Here is a 21,282-nt window from a genome sequence, read left to right as displayed (position 1 = left end):
AGAAAAAACCTGTGCGGAACGCTTGGCAGCCTTAGTCTACCGGTTCTGCAAGGAAGACTTTTTCGTCCAGTTCGCCTTCCCATTTGGCAACAGCGGTGGCAACAGAGAGGTCGCCGGTGACATTGACCACCGTACGGACCATGTCGAGCGGACGGTCAAACGGGAACACAAACCCCACGATGATAAAGGTTTGCGCATCGTCAATGCCCAGTACGCTCATGACCGTGGCCAGAAGGAACAGGGACGCCGACGGCACGGCGGCTGTGCCGATGGACACCAGCGTGGCGGACAGGGCGACCAGCAGGTATTCTGCGATACCCATGTCGACGCCCAGCGCCTGAGCGGCAAACACAGCGAGAATACCGACATAAATGGCCGAGCCGTCCATATTGATTGTGGCACCCAGCGGTAGCACAGAACTGGCAACCGATTTTTTCACGCCGAGGTTTTCCTCAGCCACCGTCATGGTGACGGGCAGGGTGCCCGAGCTGGAAGAGGTGGAGAAGGCGACGAGTTGCGCGCCTGTGATGTCGCGGAAAAATCGGCTCGGTGGCAGTTTGAGCAGAAACTTCATGATACCGCCATGCGTGATCAGCACATGCAGCAGGCTCGCCGCCATGAAGGTTATTACCAGTGGCAGCACGTCAAGCAAAAGGCCAAGGCCACCCTGGCCAACGAGGCCGGCAATAAGCGCAAATACACCAAAAGGCGCAACTTCCATCACAAGGTGGGTAATTTTCAACATGACCTCGGAGCCGGAATCGAAAAGCTTGCCGACTGCATCGCCCTTTTTACCCGTCAACAACACGCCCGTGCCCAGAAGCAGCGCGAAGAAGATGATCGCCAGCATGTTGCCGTCCACCAGCGCCTGCACAGGGTTAAGAGGAATGATCGTAAGCAAGCGGTCCTTAAGGGATTGTGCCTCGGCAAGGCCCTTGGCCTCAGCGCCGGCCAGATCAACACCGATGCCGGGCTGGATGATCGCCGCCATGGTCAGGCCGATAGTGATCGCGATCAGGGTGGTGCCAATATAGAGGCCAAGCGTTTTGGCGCCCAGTGAACCAAGGCGCTTTGGATCGCCCATGGCAACAACACCGGACACCAGGGTCACGAACACAAGCGGTACCACAATCATCCGGATCAGGCGCAGGAAAATATCGCCCATCCAACTGACAGACAAGGCATTTTCGCCAGCGACGGCACCAAAGATAATGCCAAGGACCAGCATCGCCATGATGCGTTTCCAAAGTGTAATTTTGAACCAAGCGGATACCATGGCGTGTTCTCTCCCCAGACAGCCTTACTTATTTTGAGCCTAGGGTTAAGCTATTCTGTGGTCAAGGCAAGGGTGAATTGCAGATTACCCCCCTCCTTTTTGCTACAGATATGCTGTTACTGTTTGTAATACTTGTTCTTTTCATGTTTCGACTGACGGCGCACGTGCTGCCGCAATGCGCTTGCTCTGACACAAAACTGCGCTAGGGTAAGGGGTGAATAGCCAAAAAAGGGGACACAGGGTGCGCAACACAGGTTTTTGGAGAAAGGCGCAGGCCATGGCTGCGGTCATGGTGCTCTGCACTGCAGGATCAGGCATCTCCGCGGCGACCGACGATGCGGGCGATAATGACTTGCCGATCCCGGCCCCGATGCGGGTTGAGACAAGCCACAAGGGCATTTTTGGCGGTGTCAGGACAGAATATAAAGCCATCGTTTCCAACCTGTCGCTCAAGAATGAAGCGGGTGAAGTGTATGCAGATGCAGTCACCACAGCTTATATATCGGAGCGACAGCCGGGCCGTCCGGTGACTTTCGTGTTCAATGGTGGGCCGGGCTCGTCGTCCATATGGCTGCATATGGGGCTGGTGGGCCCGAAACGTGTTGTGGTGCCAAGTGACGCTGAAGACCCCGGTCTGGCACCATACCGAGTGGTGGATAACGAGCATTCGCTCATCGGTGTGTCGGATGTCGTGATGATCGACCCCATCGGCACCGGCTACAGCCGCCTGGCTGGCAAGGGCGCGCCTGAGGATGTGTACGGCCTGGCGGAAGATGCCCGCACAGTGGCCCAGATCATCCGCGAATGGGTGCGCGCGAACAACCGCTGGAATACACCGGTTTATATTCTGGGCGAAAGCTTCGGCACCACCCGTGCCGCCGCCATGCTGCCGTATCTGGAGGGGGGCGCCGAGCCGCTGAGGGTAAATGGCTTAATCCTTATATCCCAGGCACTTGACTATACCGGTAGCTCTCCGTTTCCTGATAACTTCGTCGCTTATGTCACGTATTTGCCGACCGAGGCGGCAACTGCATGGTACCACGGCAAGGTTGCGAAACAGGGCAGTCTGGAAGACTACCTTCAGGAAGTTCGCGCTTTTGCGGTGGGGGAATATCTGCCAGCACTTTTCAAGGGTTCAAGCCTTGGCAAGGACGAGTTGGAGCGGGTGGCCGGCAAGCTGGCTGGCTATCTGGGGCTTGATGTCGGCTACGTCAAGCGCGCCAACCTGAGGGTGCTCGGTGGGCGCTTCGTGAAGGAACTACTGCGTGATAAAGGGCTTGCTGTTGGTCGTCTTGATAGCCGCTATGTGCTTGATGAGATTGACGATACCGCAGATGGTCCGCGTACCGATGCGGCGAGTGCTGCCATTTCCGGTCCGTATTCCGCCGCCTTCCACAGTTACATGAGAAATGACCTTGGCGTGGAGCTGGACAGGCCTTATTATGTATCAGGCCCCGAGGTGGGGCGTGAATGGGTCTGGGTTCGTGAACCTGAGGGGTATTATGAGCCCGAATATGTAAACACGGCACCGGATCTGGCGGAAAGCATGCGCTCAAACGCAAGCCTTCGGGTGATGGTGGCATCGGGTTATTATGATTTTGCGACCCCGTTTTTTGACGCTGAGTATACCTTCTGGCGTCACGGGATCGATATGAGCCGGGTGACAATGACATATTATGAAGCGGGCCACATGATGTACCTGCACCAGCCATCGCTTGAAGCGGTTGCCAGGGACATAAAAGCGTTCATAGCGGGGGAATAAAGCAGGTTAGCGTTTTGAGCCTGCAGTATTGGGCAAAAAAAGTTAACGCACGGGAGTGAAAAACAAGTTTCCTGACGTTCATGCTTTTTTTATAGACCTCTGCTAGAGTGTGCAAAACTGGCTGGATTCTGTGCAGAAAGTGAGCAGGGTTTCTGCCAGATCTGTGCAGGATATGTGTCGGGTTTGTGCAGTGCTGTGCATGAAATTGGCGCACGGGAACGTAAAGCGGAAGAGTGGGTATATGATCAAAAAGGCATGGCAAAAATTTATTGCCTCAGGGGCGGTAGCGGCGGTGATGAGTACGGCTGCTTCAGCGTCTTGTGTCTCAGTCGAGGAACTGCGTGCCGATCAGGTACGGTTTCTGGATATGCAGTTGCGCGTGGCGGCGCTTCAGTGCCGCAACCGGGGTAACGGTTTTCCCGGATTATATAACGCGTTTGCCTTGACCCACAAAAAATCGATACAGGCCAGCCGCATGCCGGTTGAACAATATCTCGCCCGCCTAAGTCACATCAATATGGACGGCTATACCACCCAGTTGGCTAACCGTCTGTCGTTCGAGAGTATAAAGGTTAAGAATTTCTGTGAAGAGGCAGCACTGTCTGCTGTCTTCATGGTGGAACTGGCGGACCCGCTGGACGGCCTTGACCTGATGCCCATCAACTACAGCGCCCCGCGCGGCATGTGTGCCGATACCGCGATGTTTCTGGGCGAATCACGGCTTGGGCCAGCCACCTTGCGTTAGCCCGATACCGAATGCTGGAGAAGACCGAACGCGGTATGACCATGTGCCGGGCGGAGCCAGCCTCAAAACCGCATATAGAAAAAGGCCAGCCGGTTAGGGCTGGCCTTTTCTTTTTTCATGAGCTGAAGTTTAGCGCTTCAGGACAATTTCAGCACGACGGTTTTGCGGTTCACGCACGCCGTCACCGGTGGAGACGAGCAGATTGCTCTCACCCTTGGCATCGGTCATGATGTTGTCCGCATTCACGCCTTCCGCGATGAGGGCCGCTTTCACAGCTTCAGCACGGCGCTGGGCAAGGCGCATGTTGTAGGCTTCGGTGCCTACCGTATCGGTGTGGCCCGTGGTTGCCAGCCGCACGACCTTCTGTTCTTTGAAGGCTTTTGCAGCTTCCCGGATAATGCGGGCGGCATCGGCTGTGATGTCGGCTTTATCGAAATCAAAGAATACGATGAACGGGCCGGGCAATACGGCCGGTTTCGGCTCTGGCTTCGGCTCTTCTTTGACAACAGGTGTTACGACAGGTGCAGGCTTAGGCGTTGCGACCGGCGCAGGGGCGGGTGCTGGTGCAGCCTTTGGCTCTTCACCGCCAAATTTCCAGCCGAGACGCACAAACAATTCGTTGTTGCGTACAGCATAGCCCACGTTTCCGTCTTCGGAGTTCATGGTATTGTCGAAGGTGCGGAAGTGACGGGCGCCGACACCCAGTTCCATGCCGCCTTCAAATTCGCGGATCAGTTGAATCATGCCCTGACCGGCAGTAGACCAACCGCTGTCATTGCCGATAACCTTTGAACCGGTACGGAAATTGTTCACATCAATGTTGGCAACACCAAGCCCGAGACCGGCGAACAGTTTCCAGTCTTCATTGCCGGCAAGCTGATACCAGGCGTTCGCCATCAGCGCGGTTGACTTCTGGTTGCCAGCGGCCTTGCTTTCACCCAGAGGAAGAGCCAGTCCGCCACCGTTATCTACATCGATGCCTTCGATGCGGTTCTTGCGAACGGCCATCTCGCCTTCGACGCGCCAGCGCCCCATGGCTTTACCAAAGTAAAGGCCGAGCATGCCGCCGAGTTTCTTGTCGTCTTCAAGGTCAAGGCCGGTAACGGTCCGTTCCATTTCGGTATCGCGTGAAGACGTCAGGCCAGCTTCAAAGCCGCCGTACAGGTGATCGTCTGCCATGGCCATCGTGGACGCGGTGCCAAGCAGGAGAGGGAGTAGAATCTTGCGCATAATTTTCACCTTACAATTCGTGAGGTCGTATATATTGGTCGGCACTGGGGTGCCACTTGAAACAATCTTTGCTGAATTACCGGTAAATTGAGGCAGAAACAAGGAAAATAGCGCCCGGTACGCTGCATTTGTGGCAATCCTGCCGCACATCTGTTGCAGATGTATCGCAGGCAGCAATGCGCCATTTTTGCATAGCTGAGCTAGCATTGTGACGGTGATATGTGCTTCTGTGCAACTTTGGTTGGGCTCAAAATACCATAAGGCAGCAGGGCTTGACGGCGGCTGACCGTGGATGGATGCTTTTCCCCTATAGGCTGTTTTTTGCCGCTTATGGATTATTTTTTTGACAAGAAAAAGGCTCACGGACCGATGTGTTAAGTCAATGAAAGTCGCTGAGAGCTAACGAACTCAATGGTGGATGGATTGATCAAGACTTCGGCAGTTAGGATAACTTTGAAGAAGGGCAAGGCGAATGATAGACAGCACGTGTGCAAAGCCTGTTTCAGCAATTGCCTATAGCATGGTCCCCATTCAGGGGTATTATCGTTACTGTCGTCAATCGGTGATAATTGAAGAAGGGTATAGGTAGACGCATTATTCACTTTGCGATGGGTACTAGTTTTTTGGCGCTCCTCGAATTAGCGATGCTCATGGGACTTGCTCCATGGGAAGCCGATGAGAAACTCTTGTTCGCTGTTATGGCATTCATGGGCGGCGTCTATGTTTCCAAACGAACAAATTTGCAAAAGAACGATGATTAGGAGGGAGAGGCGATGGATGAGACAGAGCTCGCTATCAGAAACACAGAAATACAACAAAATCATGCTTTGACTGTTTATCAAAGCAAGATTGACCTCGCGAAGGTAGCAAGCGGGATAGGGCTTTTCTTTGTTAAGTCGCTGATTTTGATTAATGGCGGTGCAATAGTGGCTCTATTGGGGTTGCTTGGTGGTGTCGGTGGACCGGCAGGTCTAGCCGCTAAATTAGCTCATCCAACCATTACTCTGATTGCTGGTATCGTAGCGGGCATGTCCAGCGCTGGTGCCGCTTTTATTGGCCAAGGTCTTTATGTTCATGACCAATACAATTGGGGCAACCTGTGCGCCGCTCTAAGTTATATATTTGGGGTTGTTAGTTTGGCAGCATTTGCGTCGGGAGCATACAATGCTGTCACAGCAATTGCCGAGTTCAGTTCTGTCAGCTGAAGCTCAGCAAATACGCGGAATTCATGAATGAAGGCCTGATGAACTGTTACCCTGATGTTACCCCGAAAGAAAAAGGGCCTAGCTGGATTTCAGCTAAGCCCTTTATCAGATTGGCTCCCCAGGGCGGATTCGAACCACCGGCCAAGCGGTTAACAGCCGCTTGCTCTACCACTGAGCTACTGGGGATCATGGTAGATGTCCGCAGGGCTTACCGCGCCGCGAATGGGGCCTTTATACTGAAAATTTTTCGCCTGCCAAGCCCTAATTTCATTTTTCTGAAATGTGAACGCAAAAACCGGCGAACGATAGGGTTTTTAAGGCTTCGCCCTGTGTAGTTATCCCGCATAAACGCTGCGTCGGCCGAGTGAAAACATCACTATTCGTTCCCGGTGGCGGGAATTCCGCGCAGACATTTTCCGGCTGTGTCACTGCTGCGTCTTTGAGGTCACCGGCAGGCTGGCAGCCCGAGATATAAGTGCTTGTGCCGCAATGCATTGCTGTGGGAAGCTTTTGCCATTGGCATAACAATCAGGTGGGGGCAGGGATGCTGCAAGGTTTCAGTCGAGTTGTAACAGCGATACTCGTGTCTGGCGTGTTTTCGCTATCTGTCGGGGCAGCCGACTATGAAATGCCGGACGCTCAGGCGATCAAGACACTCCATGTTGATTTTGAAGACAAGCTGAAGGAGCTGAATATTCCGGGCGGGTTGATCGCGGTGTATCAGGATGGCAAAATCCTGCACATAAAACCTTTTGGCCTGGCGAACGTTGAACTTGATGTGCCGGTGACCGAAGACAGTGTTTTTGAGATCGGCTCGATCAGCAAGCAGTTCACAGCCGCCGCAGTGATGATGCTGGCCGAGGAGGGCAAGCTGGCGCTTGATGACCCGATCGGCAAGTATCTGCCCGGCTTGCCCGGCGAGTGGATGCCCGCCACCATCAGGCAGTTGATGCTGCACCAGTCTGGTATTCCGGACTATGAAGAGATTCGCAGCTATGATGTCTATCGTTTCCGACTGACGCCTGAGGAGGTGATAAAAATTGCGCATTCCCGCCCGATGGATTTTGCGCCAGGCACGGGTTTCTACTATAGCAACACCGGCTATTATCTGCTCAGCATGATCGTGGAACAGGTTGAGAAAAAGTCCCTGAGGGATGTCTTGAAGGCACGCATCTTTGACCCGCTCAAGATGACCCACACCCGGTTCGCCGACCCTGCGGCGATTATCAAACACCGGGTAGAGGGATACTGGGAAAACAAGGTGGGCGAGTTGATCAACCGGAACCCGACCGAATATTCTTCAACGCTGGGTGCGGGTGGCATGCTGACCTCGGCGGCCGACATGGCCAAATGGGATGCGGCGCTGAACGGCGACAGGCTGCTGTCTGGAAAGTGGAAAGCCGAGATGTGGACCTCCGGCAAGCTGCCAGACGGCACAGAGACCAATTATGGTTACGGCTGGGACCTGAAGCCCTACGGGGAAAACCATACAGCCCGCACCCACAGCGGGCAGGTGGGCGGCTTCACCGCTTTTTATGCCCGTCTGCCGGATGAAGGGCTGTCTTTCATGCTGTTCATCAACCGCTATCAGGCGCGTGGTGTCCGGGATGCAACCCGCAAGCTGATAGACACATTCCTCCACACCACGGCGGCGGAATAAAGCATGAGGCCGGTGTCGCAGTTCAGAACTTCCGTGCCTGAACGATATAGGCGGGGATGGTCTCATCCCCCACTGTTTTACAGGCCTCAAGCCGGTTGACACCTTCAATCAGCACATAACGTCCCTTGCCCTCGCGGACACGAACGGGTTTTCTTGCCGCACCGTCCATCATCTCGGCGACGATGGTATCGATCTCGCTTTGCTTGATCTCTTTGCGGCGATCGGTGGGGATATAGATATCTTCAATTTTGATGGGGGCGGTTTTGAGCATGATTTATCCTCTCATGCTCGCACCCTATGCTGCCTCACGCTGTGCGTAAAGCTGATCTTTCAAGCATGGCAGTATTATTGCTTCTGGTACTTGAAGCCAGGCATTGCCCGTGATTTTTTCGGGAAAAATTGGAGGCGCGGACCGGAATCGAACCGGTGTACACGGATTTGCAATCCGCTGCGTCACCACTCCGCCACCGCGCCTCTCATGGTGTTCGCACCGTATAGAACCCCGCTCAGGGGTGGTCAAGGGGCTTTTTATTGTCGGCCGCCACTCTTTGAGACTATAAGGGCGTGAGAGACAAGGTGGTGGTGGGGCATCTCCTGCGTCAGGGTATTGGCAATGCTCGCGGGGAACGGGGAGATGTACGTGGGATTTCACGAAAAAATTCTGGTGATCGATGACAGCGCCATCGTGTTGGAGATGATCGAACGCAGCGTTGGTGATATGGCCGATGTCATCACGGCGCAGACCGGCAAGACTGGCTTGCTCAGGCTGCTGGAAGAGAAACCGACCGTTATACTTCTGGATGTGAAGCTGCCGGACATTGACGGCCTGAAACTGTGTCGGGCGATCAAGGCTGATAGCCGCACAAAGCACGTGCCCGTATTATTGATCACCGGCGAGGATACCGGCGCAGACGCGGAGGCCACCGCCTTTGGCGCCGGGGCTGCAGATTTTATTCGCAAGCCCATGCATCCGGCGGTGGTGCGTGCGCGGGTGAAACTTCAGCTTGATCTGGAAATGCGCACACTTGCGCTGAATGCCGCAAATGTGGAACTGCAGCGCCTCGCCAGCCTCGACACGCTGACAGGCTGTCTGAACCGCCCTTATTTCATTAGCGCTGCCGATGCTGAACTGAGCCGCATGAAGCGGCATCGCTATCCCGTTAGCATTGCGGTGCTTGACCTTGACCATCTTGAGCATATCGGCGAGGCCTACGGGCGCGCCGTTGGCGAAGAAGTACTGCGCGGCGGAGCCACCTGCATGAAGCAGTCGCTAAGGCAGGAAGATTCGCTGGCGCGGCTTGGTAGTGGCGAGTTTGGCGTCTTGTTGCCAGTGGCCGGCGCGGAAGGCGCAAAGCGGGTTCTGACCCGTATGTGCGAACGCCTCCATAGCCTGCAGATCAAGGGCATGGACCCTGACGTTGGTTTATCTGTCAGCATCGGCCTGGCGGAAGTTCATCTTGACGATATGCATGTTGAAGACACGATTGCTCGCGCTTCAGCAGCGCTTTCTCTGGCGCGAAAAGCGGGGCCGGGTACTCTCCGCGTGGCATGACCTGTCCTGCGTGGCGGGTTGGTTTTTATTGTTAGTGTCGTAAGAAGATGTAAGCTTGCGGGGGTTGCGCCCGGCTGAAGCTGCCGTAATAATCGGCTTCGGACACGATGGCCACGAATGCGCGAGTAAAGATTTTGACTGAAGATGTGATTATGATCGTAGAGGATATTCGCGTAATGGCGAAGCTCCTGCAGTCTACCGTTTGCGATTTGGCCGAGGTCAGGGCCGTGGCAAGCGGTGAAGAAGCCTTGAGAACGGCGGCAGATTTGCAGCCCAGCCTTATTTTGCTTGATATCGTGTTGCCTGACATCGACGGTTTTGAAGTATGCAAACGCTTGAAGGCTGATGATGCCACCAAGGATATTCCGATTATCATCGTCACCGGGCTGCACACGGAAACAGAGGATGAAACCTCGGGTTTTGCCTTGGGCGCGGTGGATTATATCCTCAAGCCGTTTGAGCGAGAAATCGTAAGGGCACGGGTCAAGACTCAGTTGGAGCTTGTGCGCGGCCGCCGTGAACTGGAGGCAGCCAACAAGGAACTGGCGTATCTGGCCGCGGTGGACCCGCTGACAAAATGTTTCAACCGGCGCTATTTCATGAATACGGCGGAAAGTGAGATCGCGCGCATGAAACGCCATGGCACTAACCTGACGGTCGCCATGCTGGATATCGATCGTTTCAAGTCCATCAATGACAGGTTTGGGCACGAGGTGGGCGACCTTGCGCTGTCGAACGTTGCAGAAATATGTGAGCACACACTGAGGCGCGAAGATACGCTGGGGCGTCTGGGGGGCGAGGAATTCGGCATTATTCTGCCGGCAACAGCCCAGGAAGGCGCGATGGAAGTGCTCAACCGGCTTAAAACCCTCATCAGTCATCAGGTTTCCATGCTGGATGGGGAAACCGTTTCCTTGACAGTGAGCGTCGGTCTGACCGATGTCTGTGATCAGGACGCCTCTATTGATGATGCGCTTCGCCGGGCCGATAAGGCGCTGTATACTGCCAAAAAATTGGGTAGAAACCGTATTGTTTTTGAGCCCAGCGTGCCTGCGGCCTTACCGCCCAGCTCGTTTCCCATGCATCCCTCGCAGGAGGGCGAGCATAGGTAACGGCAGGGGCTGCATGTGTGCCCGGTTCACCGCGTGTGGTGTTCCATTTGCCGCAGCGTGGTATGGTGTCATGCCTCACTGTGGCAAAAAGCCTCGCCAAAACATGTATTTTTGCATGAAAACGCGTTGCCTAGTTGCGCTTGCCTATTTATAAAGCGGCAAAGCCGTATGCAGTTTTTATGAGATAGAGGTTCAAGCCGTGACCGAATCAGCCGTAGCCCGCAGCAATATGATCGCCCGTAGCCACATGATCGATTGTCAGCTTCGTGTGAATGAAATGAATGACGAGCGAGTAATCGACGCTATTCGCGCGGTCCCGCGTGAGCAGTTCGTGCCGAAGGCGAAGCGGTCGGTTGCGTATGTGGACGAAGACCTGCCCATCGGCAATGGCCGCTACCTGATGGAGCCGATGGTATTTGGGCGTTTGTTGAGTGCCGCTGAAATCGGACCGAAAGACCTTGTGCTGGATATCGGCTGTGCCACAGGGTACTCGGCTGCGGTGATCGCCGGCCTCGCCGACGCTGTTGTTGCGCTTGAAGCTGACGCCGACCTTGTTGCACTGGCCGAGAAAAAACTGGCCACGCTTGAAGTGATGAACGCCGCCGTTGTGCAGGGTGTGCATGCGGCCGGTGTCGCCAAGCAAGGTCCCTTCGACGTTATTGTGATAGAAGGTGCGGTAGAAGAAATTCCCGCAGCTCTTGTCAAACAGTTAAAAGAGGGTGGACGCCTTTTGTGCGTAAAACTTGAAGGTGGGCAGGGTCGCGCCCATATCGTGACGATGGAGGCGGGTATTGCCGCGGGGCGCGATCTGTTTGACGCGAACACGCCGCTGTTGCCCGGCTTCGAGAAAGAAAAAGGTTTTGTGTTTTAGAATAACCTGGAAAACCATCGCTTGTTTGATGGCGTGGTAATCCGGGTAGAGTTGATATTAGAAAGGTGGTAAAAAGCCACCACCCCTTGGTGTAAAAGCTGATAAGAAGGCTTGAAGCCAATAATAACCACAGCGAGGAAACAAGGAGACACAAATGAAAAAGGGGATCGTATCTCTGTTGGCCATGGCCACAGTGATCTCAGGGACGTTCACAGCCAGCGGCGAAACGCTCGAAGAAGCGCTCGCGGCTGCCTATGAAAGCAACCCGCAATTGATGGCGCAACGGGCAGCACTGCGTGGCGTCGATGAAAGTATCTCGCGCGCTAAGTCGGCCTTTTTGCCGTCGCTTCAGGGCGAGTACAGCTATACCGATACCAGCACAAGAGCGATAGGGGACAGCGGTGAATACGATCCCTCTACGCCGGGTGAATCCGAACAGTATGGTGTATCCGCCAGCATGAACGTGTTTCGCGGCTTTCAGGACCGTAACGCGGTCAAGGGTGCGCGTAACAATGTCATGGCCGGTCGGGCGCAATTGCAGTCGGTCGAACAACAGATTTTGCTGGATGCTGTCGCAGCCTACATGAACGTGGTGCGTGACGAAGCCGTTGTGCGCCTCAACACCAACAACGTTCAGGTGCTGGACCGTCAGCTTCAGGCCAGTCAGGACCGTTTCCGCGTGGGCGAAGTGACCCGCACCGATGTGGCGCAGTCCGAAGCGCGGCTTGAAGGTTCCAAATCGCAGTTGTTGACCGCGCAGGCAACGCTGGCTGCCAGCCGGGCGCAATATCGCCGCGTGGTGGGTCGTGCGCCAGCCACGTTGGAAACACCGGGCGGCAAACCAGACCTGCCAAGCAGCCTTGATGCCGCGATTGAACTGGCCATGGAGCTGAGCCCCGGTGTGATTGCCGCGCAATATACCGAGCGTGCTGCCGATTATTCGGTCAAGCAGGCCAAAGGTGCGCTATTGCCGACCGTTGGTGTGCAAGGAAGCTGGACTGATAGCTCTAGTTCAGGGCTTACTGAATCGCAGCAGGGACTTGTGCCTTTTTCCAATGATAGTCAACGCAGGGCGATCGGCGTACAGGTCACCGTACCGCTTTATGCCGGTGGTGCCCGCTATTCAGACATTCGCAGGGCTAAGCAAATCCGTAGCCAACGGCTGATGGAAATCCGTCAGGCTGAGCGGGTAGCGCAGGAAAATGTCTTTGTCGCGTGGGATCAGTACCGTGCTGCCGTCGGCCAGATTACCTCATCCGAGGCACAGGTTCGCGCAAGCGAAATCGCGCTGGAAGGTGTCCGCCAGGAAGCCTACGTCGGTTCCCGCACCACGCTTGACGTGCTGAACGCGGAGCAGGAGCTCCTGAACGCGCGTGTCGCGCTTGTGCGTGCCGAGCGGGATGAGTTTGTCGCTGCCTACAGCCTTGTGTCGGCAACCGGACGCCTGACCGCCAAAGACCTGGGCCTTGGTGTCACCCGCTATGACCCCGACGCCTATACCGACAAGGTGGATGACAAATTCTTCGGCATGGGTGTCGAATAGAATTTGAAGTGAATATGATGACAAAAGGGGCCTTTTGGCCCCTTTTTCTATGACCTGCGAAAGTTTTTTTGTCGCCATTGCTTTTTCGACGTGTTGTTCGTAACTTCCTTTGTTAGTTTAAGAATTATTGACACCTGACTCTCTTAACGGTACCTCTGGTCTAGGGAGTTTTAACAGTGGCTGGTCTATGAGCGATAACGCATCCGAAGACGAACCGACTATGGAAGAGATACTGGCGTCTATTCGCCGGATCATTTCTGACGAGTCGGACGATGAAGCAGCAGAGCCGGAGGTGGATGACACCTTCGATGAAGCCGCTGCGCCACAGCCTGAACCCGAGCCAGAACCGGAGCCCGAACCACTGCCCGAGCCCGAGCCACTACCTGAGCCGGAACCAGTGCCAGAACCTGAGCCGCTACCGGAACCAGAGCCAGTCCCTGAGCCTGAACCCTGGCCTGAGCCTGAACCTGTTGCCGCAGCGCCAGAGCCGGAAGAGGAAGACGTCTTTGAGCTGACCGATTTCGCCAGCGCGGGAGATGTTGAGGCTATTGTGTCCCCGCCCGTTGAAACCCGCACGGCCGAAAGTTTCGCCCACCTCACGCAAATGATGGTCGCAGGCTACGCAGGCGCTGACAACACGCTTGAAGCGCTGGTGCGCGCCATGCTTAAGCCTATGTTGCAAGGTTGGCTGGACGAAAACCTGCCCGGCATTGTGCAGGACGCGGTTGAGCGCGAAGTTGCGCGCATTTCGCGCCGTAAATAGACCAGCTTTTCATCACATCACAGCTGCATGGCGGGGTGCGCTTTCAGACCACGTTGCTTTGCTTTTTGTCAGGCATGCCTGATGTTCGGGCTCGCACCGCCCGCGCGAACCCGGTTTGCCGGGGAAATGTGCTCCAAATACCCAGTTGAGGCTTTTGTTTTGTGCCAGAATTGTGCATTGTGCGCCCCCGGATTGCCCGGAAATATGAAGGTGCTGCAACCGATGCGGCATATGTGTGACAAAACGGAATAGAAGATGCTCGACAAGACATACACCCCGGCGGATATTGAAGCCAAATGGTACGAACACTGGGAAAGCACTGGCGCGTTTGAATGTGGCAAGCGCAAGGATGCCGAGCCCTATGTCATTGTCATGCCGCCGCCGAATGTCACCGGCAATCTTCATATGGGCCACGCGCTGGATAACAGCCTGCAGGATGCGCTGGTGCGCTTTGAACGCCTGCGCGGCAAGGATGTGCTGTGGCAGCCGGGCACTGATCACGCGGGTATCGCCACCCAGATGGTGGTCGAGCGTCAGATGGACGCCGAAGGCAGCAATGTTAGCCGTCAGGACATGGGCCGTGAGGCCTTTATCGAGCGCGTGTGGAAGTGGAAAGCGGAATCCGGCGGTGCCATCACCACCCAGCTTCGCCGCCTTGGTGCCAGCTGTGACTGGTCGCGCGAGGCCTTCACCATGGATGAGCCGCGCTCAAAGGCGGTGCTGAAGAAGTTTGTTCAGCTCTATAAGGAAGGCCTGCTTTACAAGGACCAGCGCCTCGTAAACTGGGATCCCAAGCTCAAAACCGCCATTTCTGACCTTGAAGTTGAGCAAAAGGAAGTGGACGGCCATTTCTGGCATTTCAATTACCCGATTGCCGAGGAAGAAGGCCGCTTTATCGAGATTGCCACCACCCGGCCCGAGACCATGCTGGGCGATACCGCCGTTGCCGTGCACCCCGAGGACGAGCGTTTCAAGGACCTGATTGGCAAGCATGTCAAGCTGCCGCTGGTGGGCCGCCTGATCCGCATTGTAGGTGATGAACACGCCGACCCCGAGCAGGGCACAGGTGCCCTGAAGGTCACGCCTGCGCATGACTTTAACGACTTTGAAATCGGCAAGCGCCACGACCTTGAAATGATCAACATTTTCGACCGTGACGCGGCGGTGAATGAAAACGCGCCTGAGAAATATCAGGGCATGGACCGCTTTGAGGCCCGCAAGGCTATTGTGGCCGACATGGACGCCGCCGGTTTCCTCGTCAAGGTGGTGCCGCACCGGCACATGGTGCCATATGGTGACCGTGGCGGCGTGGTGATTGAGCCCTGGCTGACAGAGCAATGGTATGTGGACGCGGCCACGCTTGCGGCGCCTGCCATTGAAGCGGTCGAGACCGGCAAGACCAACTTTATCCCCAAGAACTGGGAAAAAACCTATTTTGAATGGATGCGCAACATCCAGCCGTGGTGTGTATCGCGCCAGTTGTGGTGGGGCCACCGTATCCCGGCGTGGTATGCGGCCGATGGCAGTGTTTTTGTTGAGGAAACCGAAGAAGCGGCCCTTGCCGCCGCCCGCGCCAAGCTGGGTGGGGACGTTGAGTTGACGCAGGACCCGGATGTGCTCGACACGTGGTTCTCCTCCGCCATGTGGCCATACAGTACGCTTGGCTGGCCTGAGGACACCGCTACGGTCAAAAAATATTACCCCAACAGCACGCTCATTACCGGGTTTGATATCATCTTCTTCTGGGTAGCACGCATGATGATGTCCGGCATTCACTTCATGGCCGACCCGGAGAATCCGGAAGAAATCCGTGTACCGTTCAAGAATGTGTATATCCATGCGCTGGTGCGTGACGAACACGGCGCCAAGATGTCCAAGTCCAAGGGTAATGTGATCGACCCCCTTAAGTTTATTGAGAAATATGGTGCGGATGCGCTGCGGTTCACGCTCATTGCGATGGAAGCGCAGGGGCGGGATATCAAGCTCAGTGAAAAACGGGTGGAAGGTTACCGCAACTTTGCCACCAAGCTTTGGAATGCCGCCCGCTTCTGCGAGATGAACGAGATCGCGGGCTCAGAGAGCGCGCACGCACCTGAGGCCACCCTGGCGGTGAACAAGTGGATCATTGGCGAGGTTGCCAAAACCACGGCAGCGATCACGCAGGCGTTTGACGCTTTCCGTTTCAATGATAGCGCCGACGCCATTTACCACTTCACGTGGGGTACCTTCTGTGACTGGTATGTGGAACTGATCAAACCGGTCTTCTGGGGCGAAGACGAGGCCGCGAAGGCCGAGACCCGCAAGGTTGCTGGCTGGGTGCTGGATCAGATTCTGGTGCTTTTGCACCCCTTCATGCCCTTCATCACCGAGGAACTTTGGCACGCCACCAAAGCTGACCGCCCCTATGACCTTATCCACGCGGCATGGCCAGCGGTGGACGAGGCCAGCGCGGCCGCAGGCGAGGATGTCAACTGGCTGATCCGCTTTATTGGTGAGATCCGTTCAACCCGCGCCGAGATGAATGTGCCAGCGGGCGCCAAGGCAACCGCGCTGGTGGTGGGCGCGAGCGAGGGTACCAAAGCGCGCTTGACCGAGTTTCAGGACATGCTGTGCCGTCTTGCGCGGCTTGAAAAAGCCGAAGCTGTGGACGCGGCAGACAGCAAAGGGGCCGCCCAGCTTGTGGTGGACGAAGCGACGGTGTATCTGCCACTTGCCGACCTGATGGACCTGGATGCCGAGAAGGCCCGGCTTGAGAAAAACCTTGAAAAGCTGATGAAAGAATCGGGCGCGCTGAAGGGGCGTTTGGGCAATGAGAAGTTCGTCGCCAAAGCGCCGGAGCATGTGGTCGCTGAAGCGCGTGAACAACTGGTCGAGCTTGAAGAGCAAGCGGCCAAGGTGAAGGCGGCGCTGGCGCGGCTATAGGCGCATCATTGCTTGCTTCGCCACCGGAATGATAAAAAGGCGCTCCGTCATGGGGCGCCTTTTCTATTTTTACCACCCCCCACGCCAGCGCAGCATCAGGTTAAAGTGATACTTTAAGTGTTGAGTCGCAGCTGATTCGGAATCGGGAAGTTGGGTGTATTTGCTTAGCCACCCTAATTATCGCGAAATGATCGCCGCGTAAGGGCAGTGTGTTAGTTTTTCGGCTGACGCCCTTCGGCGATCAGATACAGAATATCGCAGGCGATGGTCGCCCCGGCGAGCGCCGTGATCTGCCCTGGCCCTTCATAGTGGGGTGCCACTTCAACCTGATCGCCGCCGACGATATTCATGCCCCTGAGCGCCCTCAGCACATCGCGCGCGTAAGCCACATTGGGGCCACCCACCACCGGTGTTCCGGTTGCGGGCGCATACGCCGGGTCGAGAAAATCAATATCGAAGGTCAGGTAGGCGGGGCGGTCGCCGACGCGCGCGCGGATACGCTTTGCCATTTCCTCAGCCGGGGTGCGCAGACATTCAAGCCCGTCATGCACCAGCATACCGTGCTGGTCCGGGTTTGGGGTGCGCATGCCAAGCTGGATGGAATTGTCTGGGACGATAATGCCTTCCTGAATGGCGTGATAGAACATGGTGCCATGGTTCAGGTCTTCATCTGTCCAGGTGTCCGAATGCGCATCAAAGTGAATAAGCGCCAGCGGTCCGTGTTTGCGTGCATGCGCCCGCAACAGCGGGTAGCTGATGGAGTGGTCACCGCCAATGCTGAGGAGCTGCGCACCGGTGGCCAGCACTTTGTCGGCTGCGGCTTCCACGCAGGGCATCATGCGGTCCGTATAAGCAGTGAAGCCTGTCACGTCGCCAAGGTCGGCCACCTTGAACCTGTCACGGAAATGATACTCCCACGGCCAGACGCCCCACGGGAATTCTGCCATGGTAAGGGACATTTCGCGCACCCCGCGCGGGCCAAAGCGCGCGCCGGAACGGCCCGTGGTGGCCAGATCAAACGGCACGCCCATCACGGCGATATCGAGCCCTTCCGCTGAAGGGGCAAACGGCATGCGCAAAAAACTGATCAGGCCTGCATAGGGTTCCATCATGCCTTGGGACACGGCGAGAGCTCCTCAACGGGGTGAAAAACAAGCCCCATCTATAGGCTGCGCCTGCGTGACTGGCAATGGATTTGGGCGAAATTAAAATACAAAAAATGGCTTTTTTCTTTTCATTTCTTATCGACAGCCGCAGGCGGGGCGGCTATGGTCGCGCGGATTATGACCTACTGATGCAAGTCAGTGATAAAGCCCCTGTCCGGAGAGCCTGAAATGCCCGAGTATCGTTCCCGTACTTCTACCCATGGCCGCAATATGGCGGGCGCCCGCGCGCTGTGGCGCGCCACCGGCATGAAGGATGACGATTTCAGGAAGCCGATTATCGCGGTTGCCAACAGCTTTACCCAGTTTGTGCCGGGGCATGTGCACCTGAAGGACATGGGCCAGCTTGTCGCGCGCGAGATTGAGGCTGCGGGCGGTATCGCCAAGGAGTTTAACACCATCGCCGTTGATGACGGCATTGCCATGGGTCATGACGGCATGCTCTACAGCCTGCCCAGCCGCGAGATCATCGCCGACAGTGTGGAATATATGGCTAATGCGCACTGTGCGGATGCCCTTGTCTGTATCTCCAACTGCGACAAGATCACACCGGGCATGCTGATGGCGGCCATGCGGCTCAATATACCGGCGGTGTTTGTCTCGGGCGGACCGATGGAAGCGGGCGAGGACGATTATGACGGCGAGGTCAGGAAGCTTGACCTTGTGGACGCCATGGTTGACGCCGCAAACCCGAATGTGTCGGACGAGGATGTCGCGCGTATTGAACGCAGTGCATGCCCTACATGCGGCTCATGCTCGGGCATGTTTACCGCCAACAGCATGAACTGCCTCACCGAAGCGCTGGGCCTTAGTCTGCCCGGCAACGGCACCACGCTTGCGACCCACGCCGACCGGAAGGAACTGTTCCTGACTGCAGCCCGTGTGATCGTGCAGGCGACAAAACGTTATTATGATGAGGGCGACCAAAGTGTGCTGCCGCGCAACGTGGCCAGCTTCGGCGCGTTTGAAAACGCCATGGCGCTGGATATTGCCATGGGCGGTTCCACCAACACGGTACTGCACATCCTCGCCGCCGCGCAGGAGGGTGAGATCGATTTTACCATGGCAGACATTGACCGGCTGTCGCGCAAGGTGCCGAATCTGTGCAAGGTGGCGCCCGCAACGCAGAAATATCACATTCAGGACGTGCACCGCGCAGGCGGCATTTTCTCTATCCTTGGTGAGTTGAACCGCGCCGGGCTGATCAACGGTGAATGCACGACCGTGCATACCCGCACGATGAATGAAGCCATCAGCCGTTATGACGTGCGGCTGAGCAACGACCCGGACTTGCATCATTTTTTCCGCGCGGCGCCCGGTCGCGTGCCCACGCAAGTGGCATTCAGCCAGAACAAACGGTATGAGGAACTGGACCTGGACCGGCACGAAGGTTGTATCCGCGATGCGGAGCATGCCTATAGTCGCGATGGCGGCCTTGCGGTGCTGTACGGCAATATTGCCGAAGATGGCTGTATCGTCAAAACAGCCGGTGTGGACGAAAGCATCCTCAACTTCACCGGTCGTGCGCGCATTTTTGAAAGCCAGGACGCCTCGGTTGCCGCAATTCTGGGCGGTGAAGTTGTCGCGGGTGATGTGGTTGTTATCCGCTATGAAGGACCGCGAGGCGGGCCAGGCATGCAGGAAATGCTCTATCCCACCAGCTATCTCAAGTCCATGGGGCTTGGCAAGGAGTGTGCCTTGCTGACCGACGGTCGTTTCTCAGGCGGTACCAGCGGGCTTTCCATTGGGCATGCCAGCCCGGAAGCCGCCGAGGGCGGTGCTATCGGCCTTGTGGAAGAGGGCGACATTATCGAGATATCGATCCCGAACCGTACCATCAACGTGAAGGTGGATGCCGCCACCCTTGCCGCCCGCCGCGAAGCGATGGAGGCCAAGGGCGACACAGCATGGAAGCCGGCGCATGCCCGGCCCCGCAAGGTGTCAAAGGCGCTTCGGGCGTATGCCGCCATGGCGACATCGGCCAGCCGCGGTGCCGTGCGTGACGTCTCAAGGTTTGAGTAACGCCTATGCCGTTTCGTGATGCGCACGCGGGTGACCATACCCGCCTGTTTGAAATCTGGCATGCTGCCGTTGTTGCCACCCATGATTTCCTGACCGAGAACGACAGGCAGGAGATCGCCGAGGTCGTCAGGCATGAGTATCTGCCAAACGCTACTTTCACGGTGTATACCGATGCGCATGACCGTATATTGGGCTTCATGGGGTGCACGGGCAATAATATCGACGCGCTGTTTGTCGACCCTTCGCATCACGGGCAGGGCATCGGCCGCTGCTTCACCGAGCGTATGCAGCGCGAGTTTGACAGCGTGACCGTGCAGGTAAACGAGCAACAGCCGCAGGCGCATGCCTTCTACCGGTCGTGTGGTTTCACTGATATCCGGCGCGATGCCGTTGACGATGCCGGACGGCCGTTTCCCATTATTCATATGCGGTGGGGTCGATAGAGCTTTTCAATCTGAAATTGATTGGCTAGTTTTAGCCCTTGTTCATTAGATCAGGGGGTATCGCCGTGAACCCAAAATTTCCCATAGTCGAGTTCATAAAGCAGTCTTTTACGCAAACATTTGCCTATCCCCTGGGGTTGGCGATCACCATAGGCTTCCTCGTCGGCGTTGTCGTTCTGGCCGGCGTGGTTATCAGCCTTGCGGGTATGGTTCTGAGCGACCTTTTGCCGCAAATGCTGACTTTGGCGTTGGCATCTGTTGCGATACTTTTGGTTGTGGTCCTTGTCCTTGGGTGGGGTTTTAATTTTTGGGTGCGCTACGGGGCAGAGGGGCGTGACAATGTTCTGCCGGCAGGTTTCAAGGGCAGTATCACCCCTGCATTGGAAACCGGGTTAAAGTTGTTTTTCATTACGATCCTCCTTGCCATTGTTGCGTCGGTCATGTTTCTGATCGCCGGAATATTCGGCTTTGGCGTTTCCCTGAAAGAACTTGCCACCCTTTCCGAGATGAGCACTGCCGAGATGATTCGCAAAGTGGGCGTGTTATACCTTTTTACCTTTGGCGTGACATGTGCCGTTTATTCGGGATTTTCCTCAAACCTGACCAAAACCGCGATGGGGCGCGCAAATGAAGAGATTGGCGAACCTCACATCGGCGAATTTGCCGTGGTGCTGTTCAGCATATATTTGATTTTTTATGTTCCTTTGACCCTTATTCAACTAGCGACACCAGCGATCATCGGTGAAATTTTTGAAATTCTGGTGGGTCTTTTGCTGCTCGCGGTTGTTCCGGTGGCGCACGGCCTTCGCTATGACTGGCAACGGCAGGTATATGCTGCACGGCAGGACGGCGATATGTCTGGCGCGTGACTGTGGCGAGAAGGCCATCATATGGGGAGCACGTGGGAGCGTGCCCCAATTTTCGTCGCCATTGATGTTGACGGCAGCCCCTTCATACGCCATATCCGCTGTCGGTTGCGGGTTATTGTGCAGCCGGTAGCAAAAGGATAGGCC

The 21,282-nt window shown here is 56.1% G+C and carries 17 protein-coding genes and 2 tRNA genes; 13 read left to right on the top strand and 6 right to left on the bottom strand.

The window, feature by feature from the left end:
- Positions 1–31: 31 nt before the first annotated feature.
- A complete protein-coding gene (locus ACN0VM_RS07705; protein ID WP_417450283.1) occupies positions 32–1,276 on the bottom strand; it encodes a dicarboxylate/amino acid:cation symporter in 1,245 nt (414 codons plus the stop codon).
- Positions 1,277–1,553: 277 nt separating this feature from the next.
- Here ACN0VM_RS07705 and ACN0VM_RS07700 point away from each other — a divergent pair, with 277 nt between their 5' ends.
- Together ACN0VM_RS07700 and ACN0VM_RS07695 are read left to right on the top strand one after the other, a co-directional pair.
- On the top strand, positions 1,554–3,038 hold the full coding sequence (locus ACN0VM_RS07700; protein WP_417450282.1) for a S10 family peptidase: 1,485 nt from the start codon (positions 1,554–1,556) through the stop codon (positions 3,036–3,038).
- 241 nt (positions 3,039–3,279) lie between these two features.
- Positions 3,280–3,783 (top strand): hypothetical protein, encoded by a 504-nt coding sequence (locus tag ACN0VM_RS07695; protein ID WP_417450281.1) that lies wholly within the window; start codon positions 3,280–3,282, stop codon positions 3,781–3,783.
- Between the two features lie 129 nt (positions 3,784–3,912).
- Here ACN0VM_RS07695 and ACN0VM_RS07690 read toward each other — a convergent pair whose 3' ends face one another.
- Positions 3,913–5,013 (bottom strand): OmpA family protein, encoded by a 1,101-nt coding sequence (locus tag ACN0VM_RS07690; protein WP_417450280.1) that lies wholly within the window; start codon positions 5,011–5,013, stop codon positions 3,913–3,915.
- A 773-nt stretch (positions 5,014–5,786) separates the two neighbouring features.
- On the opposite strand from ACN0VM_RS07690, the gene ACN0VM_RS07685 reads away from it, so the two are divergent.
- Positions 5,787–6,218, top strand: coding sequence for a hypothetical protein (locus ACN0VM_RS07685; RefSeq protein ID WP_417450279.1), 432 nt, complete (start codon positions 5,787–5,789; stop codon positions 6,216–6,218).
- Between the two features lie 111 nt (positions 6,219–6,329).
- On the opposite strand, the gene ACN0VM_RS07680 is transcribed toward ACN0VM_RS07685, so the two are convergent.
- Positions 6,330–6,404, bottom strand: a tRNA-Asn gene (locus ACN0VM_RS07680).
- 358 nt (positions 6,405–6,762) lie between these two features.
- Between ACN0VM_RS07680 and ACN0VM_RS07675 the strand changes: the two genes are divergently transcribed.
- Positions 6,763–7,878 carry a serine hydrolase domain-containing protein gene (locus ACN0VM_RS07675; protein WP_417450278.1) on the top strand — a complete coding sequence of 372 codons (1,116 nt, stop codon included), beginning with the start codon at positions 6,763–6,765 and terminating at the stop codon, positions 7,876–7,878.
- A gap of 22 nt (positions 7,879–7,900) precedes the next feature.
- Here the strand turns inward: ACN0VM_RS07675 and ACN0VM_RS07670 are convergent, their stop codons facing one another.
- Together ACN0VM_RS07670 and ACN0VM_RS07665 are read right to left on the bottom strand one after the other, a co-directional pair.
- Entirely contained in the window at positions 7,901–8,149 is a 249-nt protein-coding gene (locus tag ACN0VM_RS07670) for a ParB N-terminal domain-containing protein (protein WP_417450277.1), read from the bottom strand.
- A gap of 129 nt (positions 8,150–8,278) precedes the next feature.
- Positions 8,279–8,352: transfer RNA gene (locus ACN0VM_RS07665), tRNA-Cys, on the bottom strand.
- A 166-nt stretch (positions 8,353–8,518) separates the two neighbouring features.
- Between ACN0VM_RS07665 and ACN0VM_RS07660 the strand changes: the two genes are divergently transcribed.
- From ACN0VM_RS07660 to ACN0VM_RS07635, 6 genes are all read left to right on the top strand, one after another.
- Positions 8,519–9,430 (top strand): diguanylate cyclase, encoded by a 912-nt coding sequence (locus tag ACN0VM_RS07660; RefSeq protein WP_417450276.1) that lies wholly within the window; start codon positions 8,519–8,521, stop codon positions 9,428–9,430.
- A 152-nt stretch (positions 9,431–9,582) separates the two neighbouring features.
- Positions 9,583–10,542, top strand: coding sequence for a diguanylate cyclase (locus ACN0VM_RS07655; protein ID WP_417450275.1), 960 nt, complete (start codon positions 9,583–9,585; stop codon positions 10,540–10,542).
- A 199-nt stretch (positions 10,543–10,741) separates the two neighbouring features.
- Positions 10,742–11,413, top strand: a complete 672-nt coding sequence (locus ACN0VM_RS07650; protein WP_417450274.1) for a protein-L-isoaspartate O-methyltransferase family protein — start codon at positions 10,742–10,744, stop codon at positions 11,411–11,413.
- Positions 11,414–11,567: 154 nt separating this feature from the next.
- Entirely contained in the window at positions 11,568–12,956 is a 1,389-nt protein-coding gene (locus ACN0VM_RS07645; protein ID WP_417450273.1) for a TolC family outer membrane protein, read from the top strand.
- Between the two features lie 187 nt (positions 12,957–13,143).
- The gene (locus tag ACN0VM_RS07640) at positions 13,144–13,719 is read left to right on the top strand and encodes a DUF2497 domain-containing protein (RefSeq protein WP_417450272.1); all 576 of its coding nucleotides are present in this window, start codon (positions 13,144–13,146) and stop codon (positions 13,717–13,719) included.
- A 255-nt stretch (positions 13,720–13,974) separates the two neighbouring features.
- The gene (locus ACN0VM_RS07635; RefSeq protein WP_417450271.1) at positions 13,975–16,641 is read left to right on the top strand and encodes a valine--tRNA ligase; all 2,667 of its coding nucleotides are present in this window, start codon (positions 13,975–13,977) and stop codon (positions 16,639–16,641) included.
- Positions 16,642–16,853: 212 nt separating this feature from the next.
- Here ACN0VM_RS07635 and speB read toward each other — a convergent pair whose 3' ends face one another.
- Positions 16,854–17,765, bottom strand: coding sequence for an agmatinase (speB, locus tag ACN0VM_RS07630; RefSeq protein ID WP_417450270.1), 912 nt, complete (start codon positions 17,763–17,765; stop codon positions 16,854–16,856).
- A 210-nt stretch (positions 17,766–17,975) separates the two neighbouring features.
- Here speB and ilvD point away from each other — a divergent pair, with 210 nt between their 5' ends.
- The 3 genes from ilvD to ACN0VM_RS07615 all read left to right on the top strand — a co-directional run bounded on the left by ilvD (position 17,976) and on the right by ACN0VM_RS07615 (position 21,138).
- Positions 17,976–19,826 (top strand): dihydroxy-acid dehydratase, encoded by a 1,851-nt coding sequence (gene ilvD / locus ACN0VM_RS07625; RefSeq protein WP_417450269.1) that lies wholly within the window; start codon positions 17,976–17,978, stop codon positions 19,824–19,826.
- Between the two features lie 5 nt (positions 19,827–19,831).
- Complete coding sequence (locus ACN0VM_RS07620; RefSeq protein WP_417450268.1) at positions 19,832–20,269, top strand: acetyltransferase; 438 nt, start codon at positions 19,832–19,834, stop codon at positions 20,267–20,269.
- A 65-nt stretch (positions 20,270–20,334) separates the two neighbouring features.
- Complete coding sequence (locus ACN0VM_RS07615; RefSeq protein ID WP_417450267.1) at positions 20,335–21,138, top strand: hypothetical protein; 804 nt, start codon at positions 20,335–20,337, stop codon at positions 21,136–21,138.
- Positions 21,139–21,282 lie beyond the last annotated feature (144 nt).

Source organism: Kordiimonas sp. (assembly GCF_048260245.1).
Classification (GTDB): domain Bacteria; phylum Pseudomonadota; class Alphaproteobacteria; order Sphingomonadales; family Kordiimonadaceae; genus Kordiimonas.
The sequence above is the reverse complement of the archived record's forward strand: the minus strand, read 5'-3'. Positions and strand labels throughout refer to the sequence as shown.

Bases quoted from the DNA above. Each gene is read 5' to 3' on its own strand.
- ACN0VM_RS07670 (WP_417450277.1), bottom strand. From the start codon at position 8,149: ATGCTCAAAACCGCCCCCATCAAAATTGAAGATATCTATATCCCCACC.
- ACN0VM_RS07620 (WP_417450268.1), top strand. From the start codon at position 19,832: ATGCCGTTTCGTGATGCGCACGCGGGTGACCATACCCGCCTGTTTGAA.
- ACN0VM_RS07695 (WP_417450281.1), top strand. From the start codon at position 3,280: ATGATCAAAAAGGCATGGCAAAAATTTATTGCCTCAGGGGCGGTAGCG.
- ACN0VM_RS07655 (WP_417450275.1), top strand. From the start codon at position 9,583: ATGATCGTAGAGGATATTCGCGTAATGGCGAAGCTCCTGCAGTCTACC.
- ACN0VM_RS07700 (WP_417450282.1), top strand. From the start codon at position 1,554: ATGGCTGCGGTCATGGTGCTCTGCACTGCAGGATCAGGCATCTCCGCG.
- ACN0VM_RS07705 (WP_417450283.1), bottom strand. From the start codon at position 1,276: ATGGTATCCGCTTGGTTCAAAATTACACTTTGGAAACGCATCATGGCG.
- ilvD (WP_417450269.1), top strand. From the start codon at position 17,976: ATGCCCGAGTATCGTTCCCGTACTTCTACCCATGGCCGCAATATGGCG.
- ACN0VM_RS07685 (WP_417450279.1), top strand. From the start codon at position 5,787: ATGGATGAGACAGAGCTCGCTATCAGAAACACAGAAATACAACAAAAT.
- ACN0VM_RS07640 (WP_417450272.1), top strand. From the start codon at position 13,144: ATGAGCGATAACGCATCCGAAGACGAACCGACTATGGAAGAGATACTG.
- ACN0VM_RS07690 (WP_417450280.1), bottom strand. From the start codon at position 5,013: ATGCGCAAGATTCTACTCCCTCTCCTGCTTGGCACCGCGTCCACGATG.
- ACN0VM_RS07645 (WP_417450273.1), top strand. From the start codon at position 11,568: ATGAAAAAGGGGATCGTATCTCTGTTGGCCATGGCCACAGTGATCTCA.
- ACN0VM_RS07675 (WP_417450278.1), top strand. From the start codon at position 6,763: ATGCTGCAAGGTTTCAGTCGAGTTGTAACAGCGATACTCGTGTCTGGC.
- ACN0VM_RS07635 (WP_417450271.1), top strand. From the start codon at position 13,975: ATGCTCGACAAGACATACACCCCGGCGGATATTGAAGCCAAATGGTAC.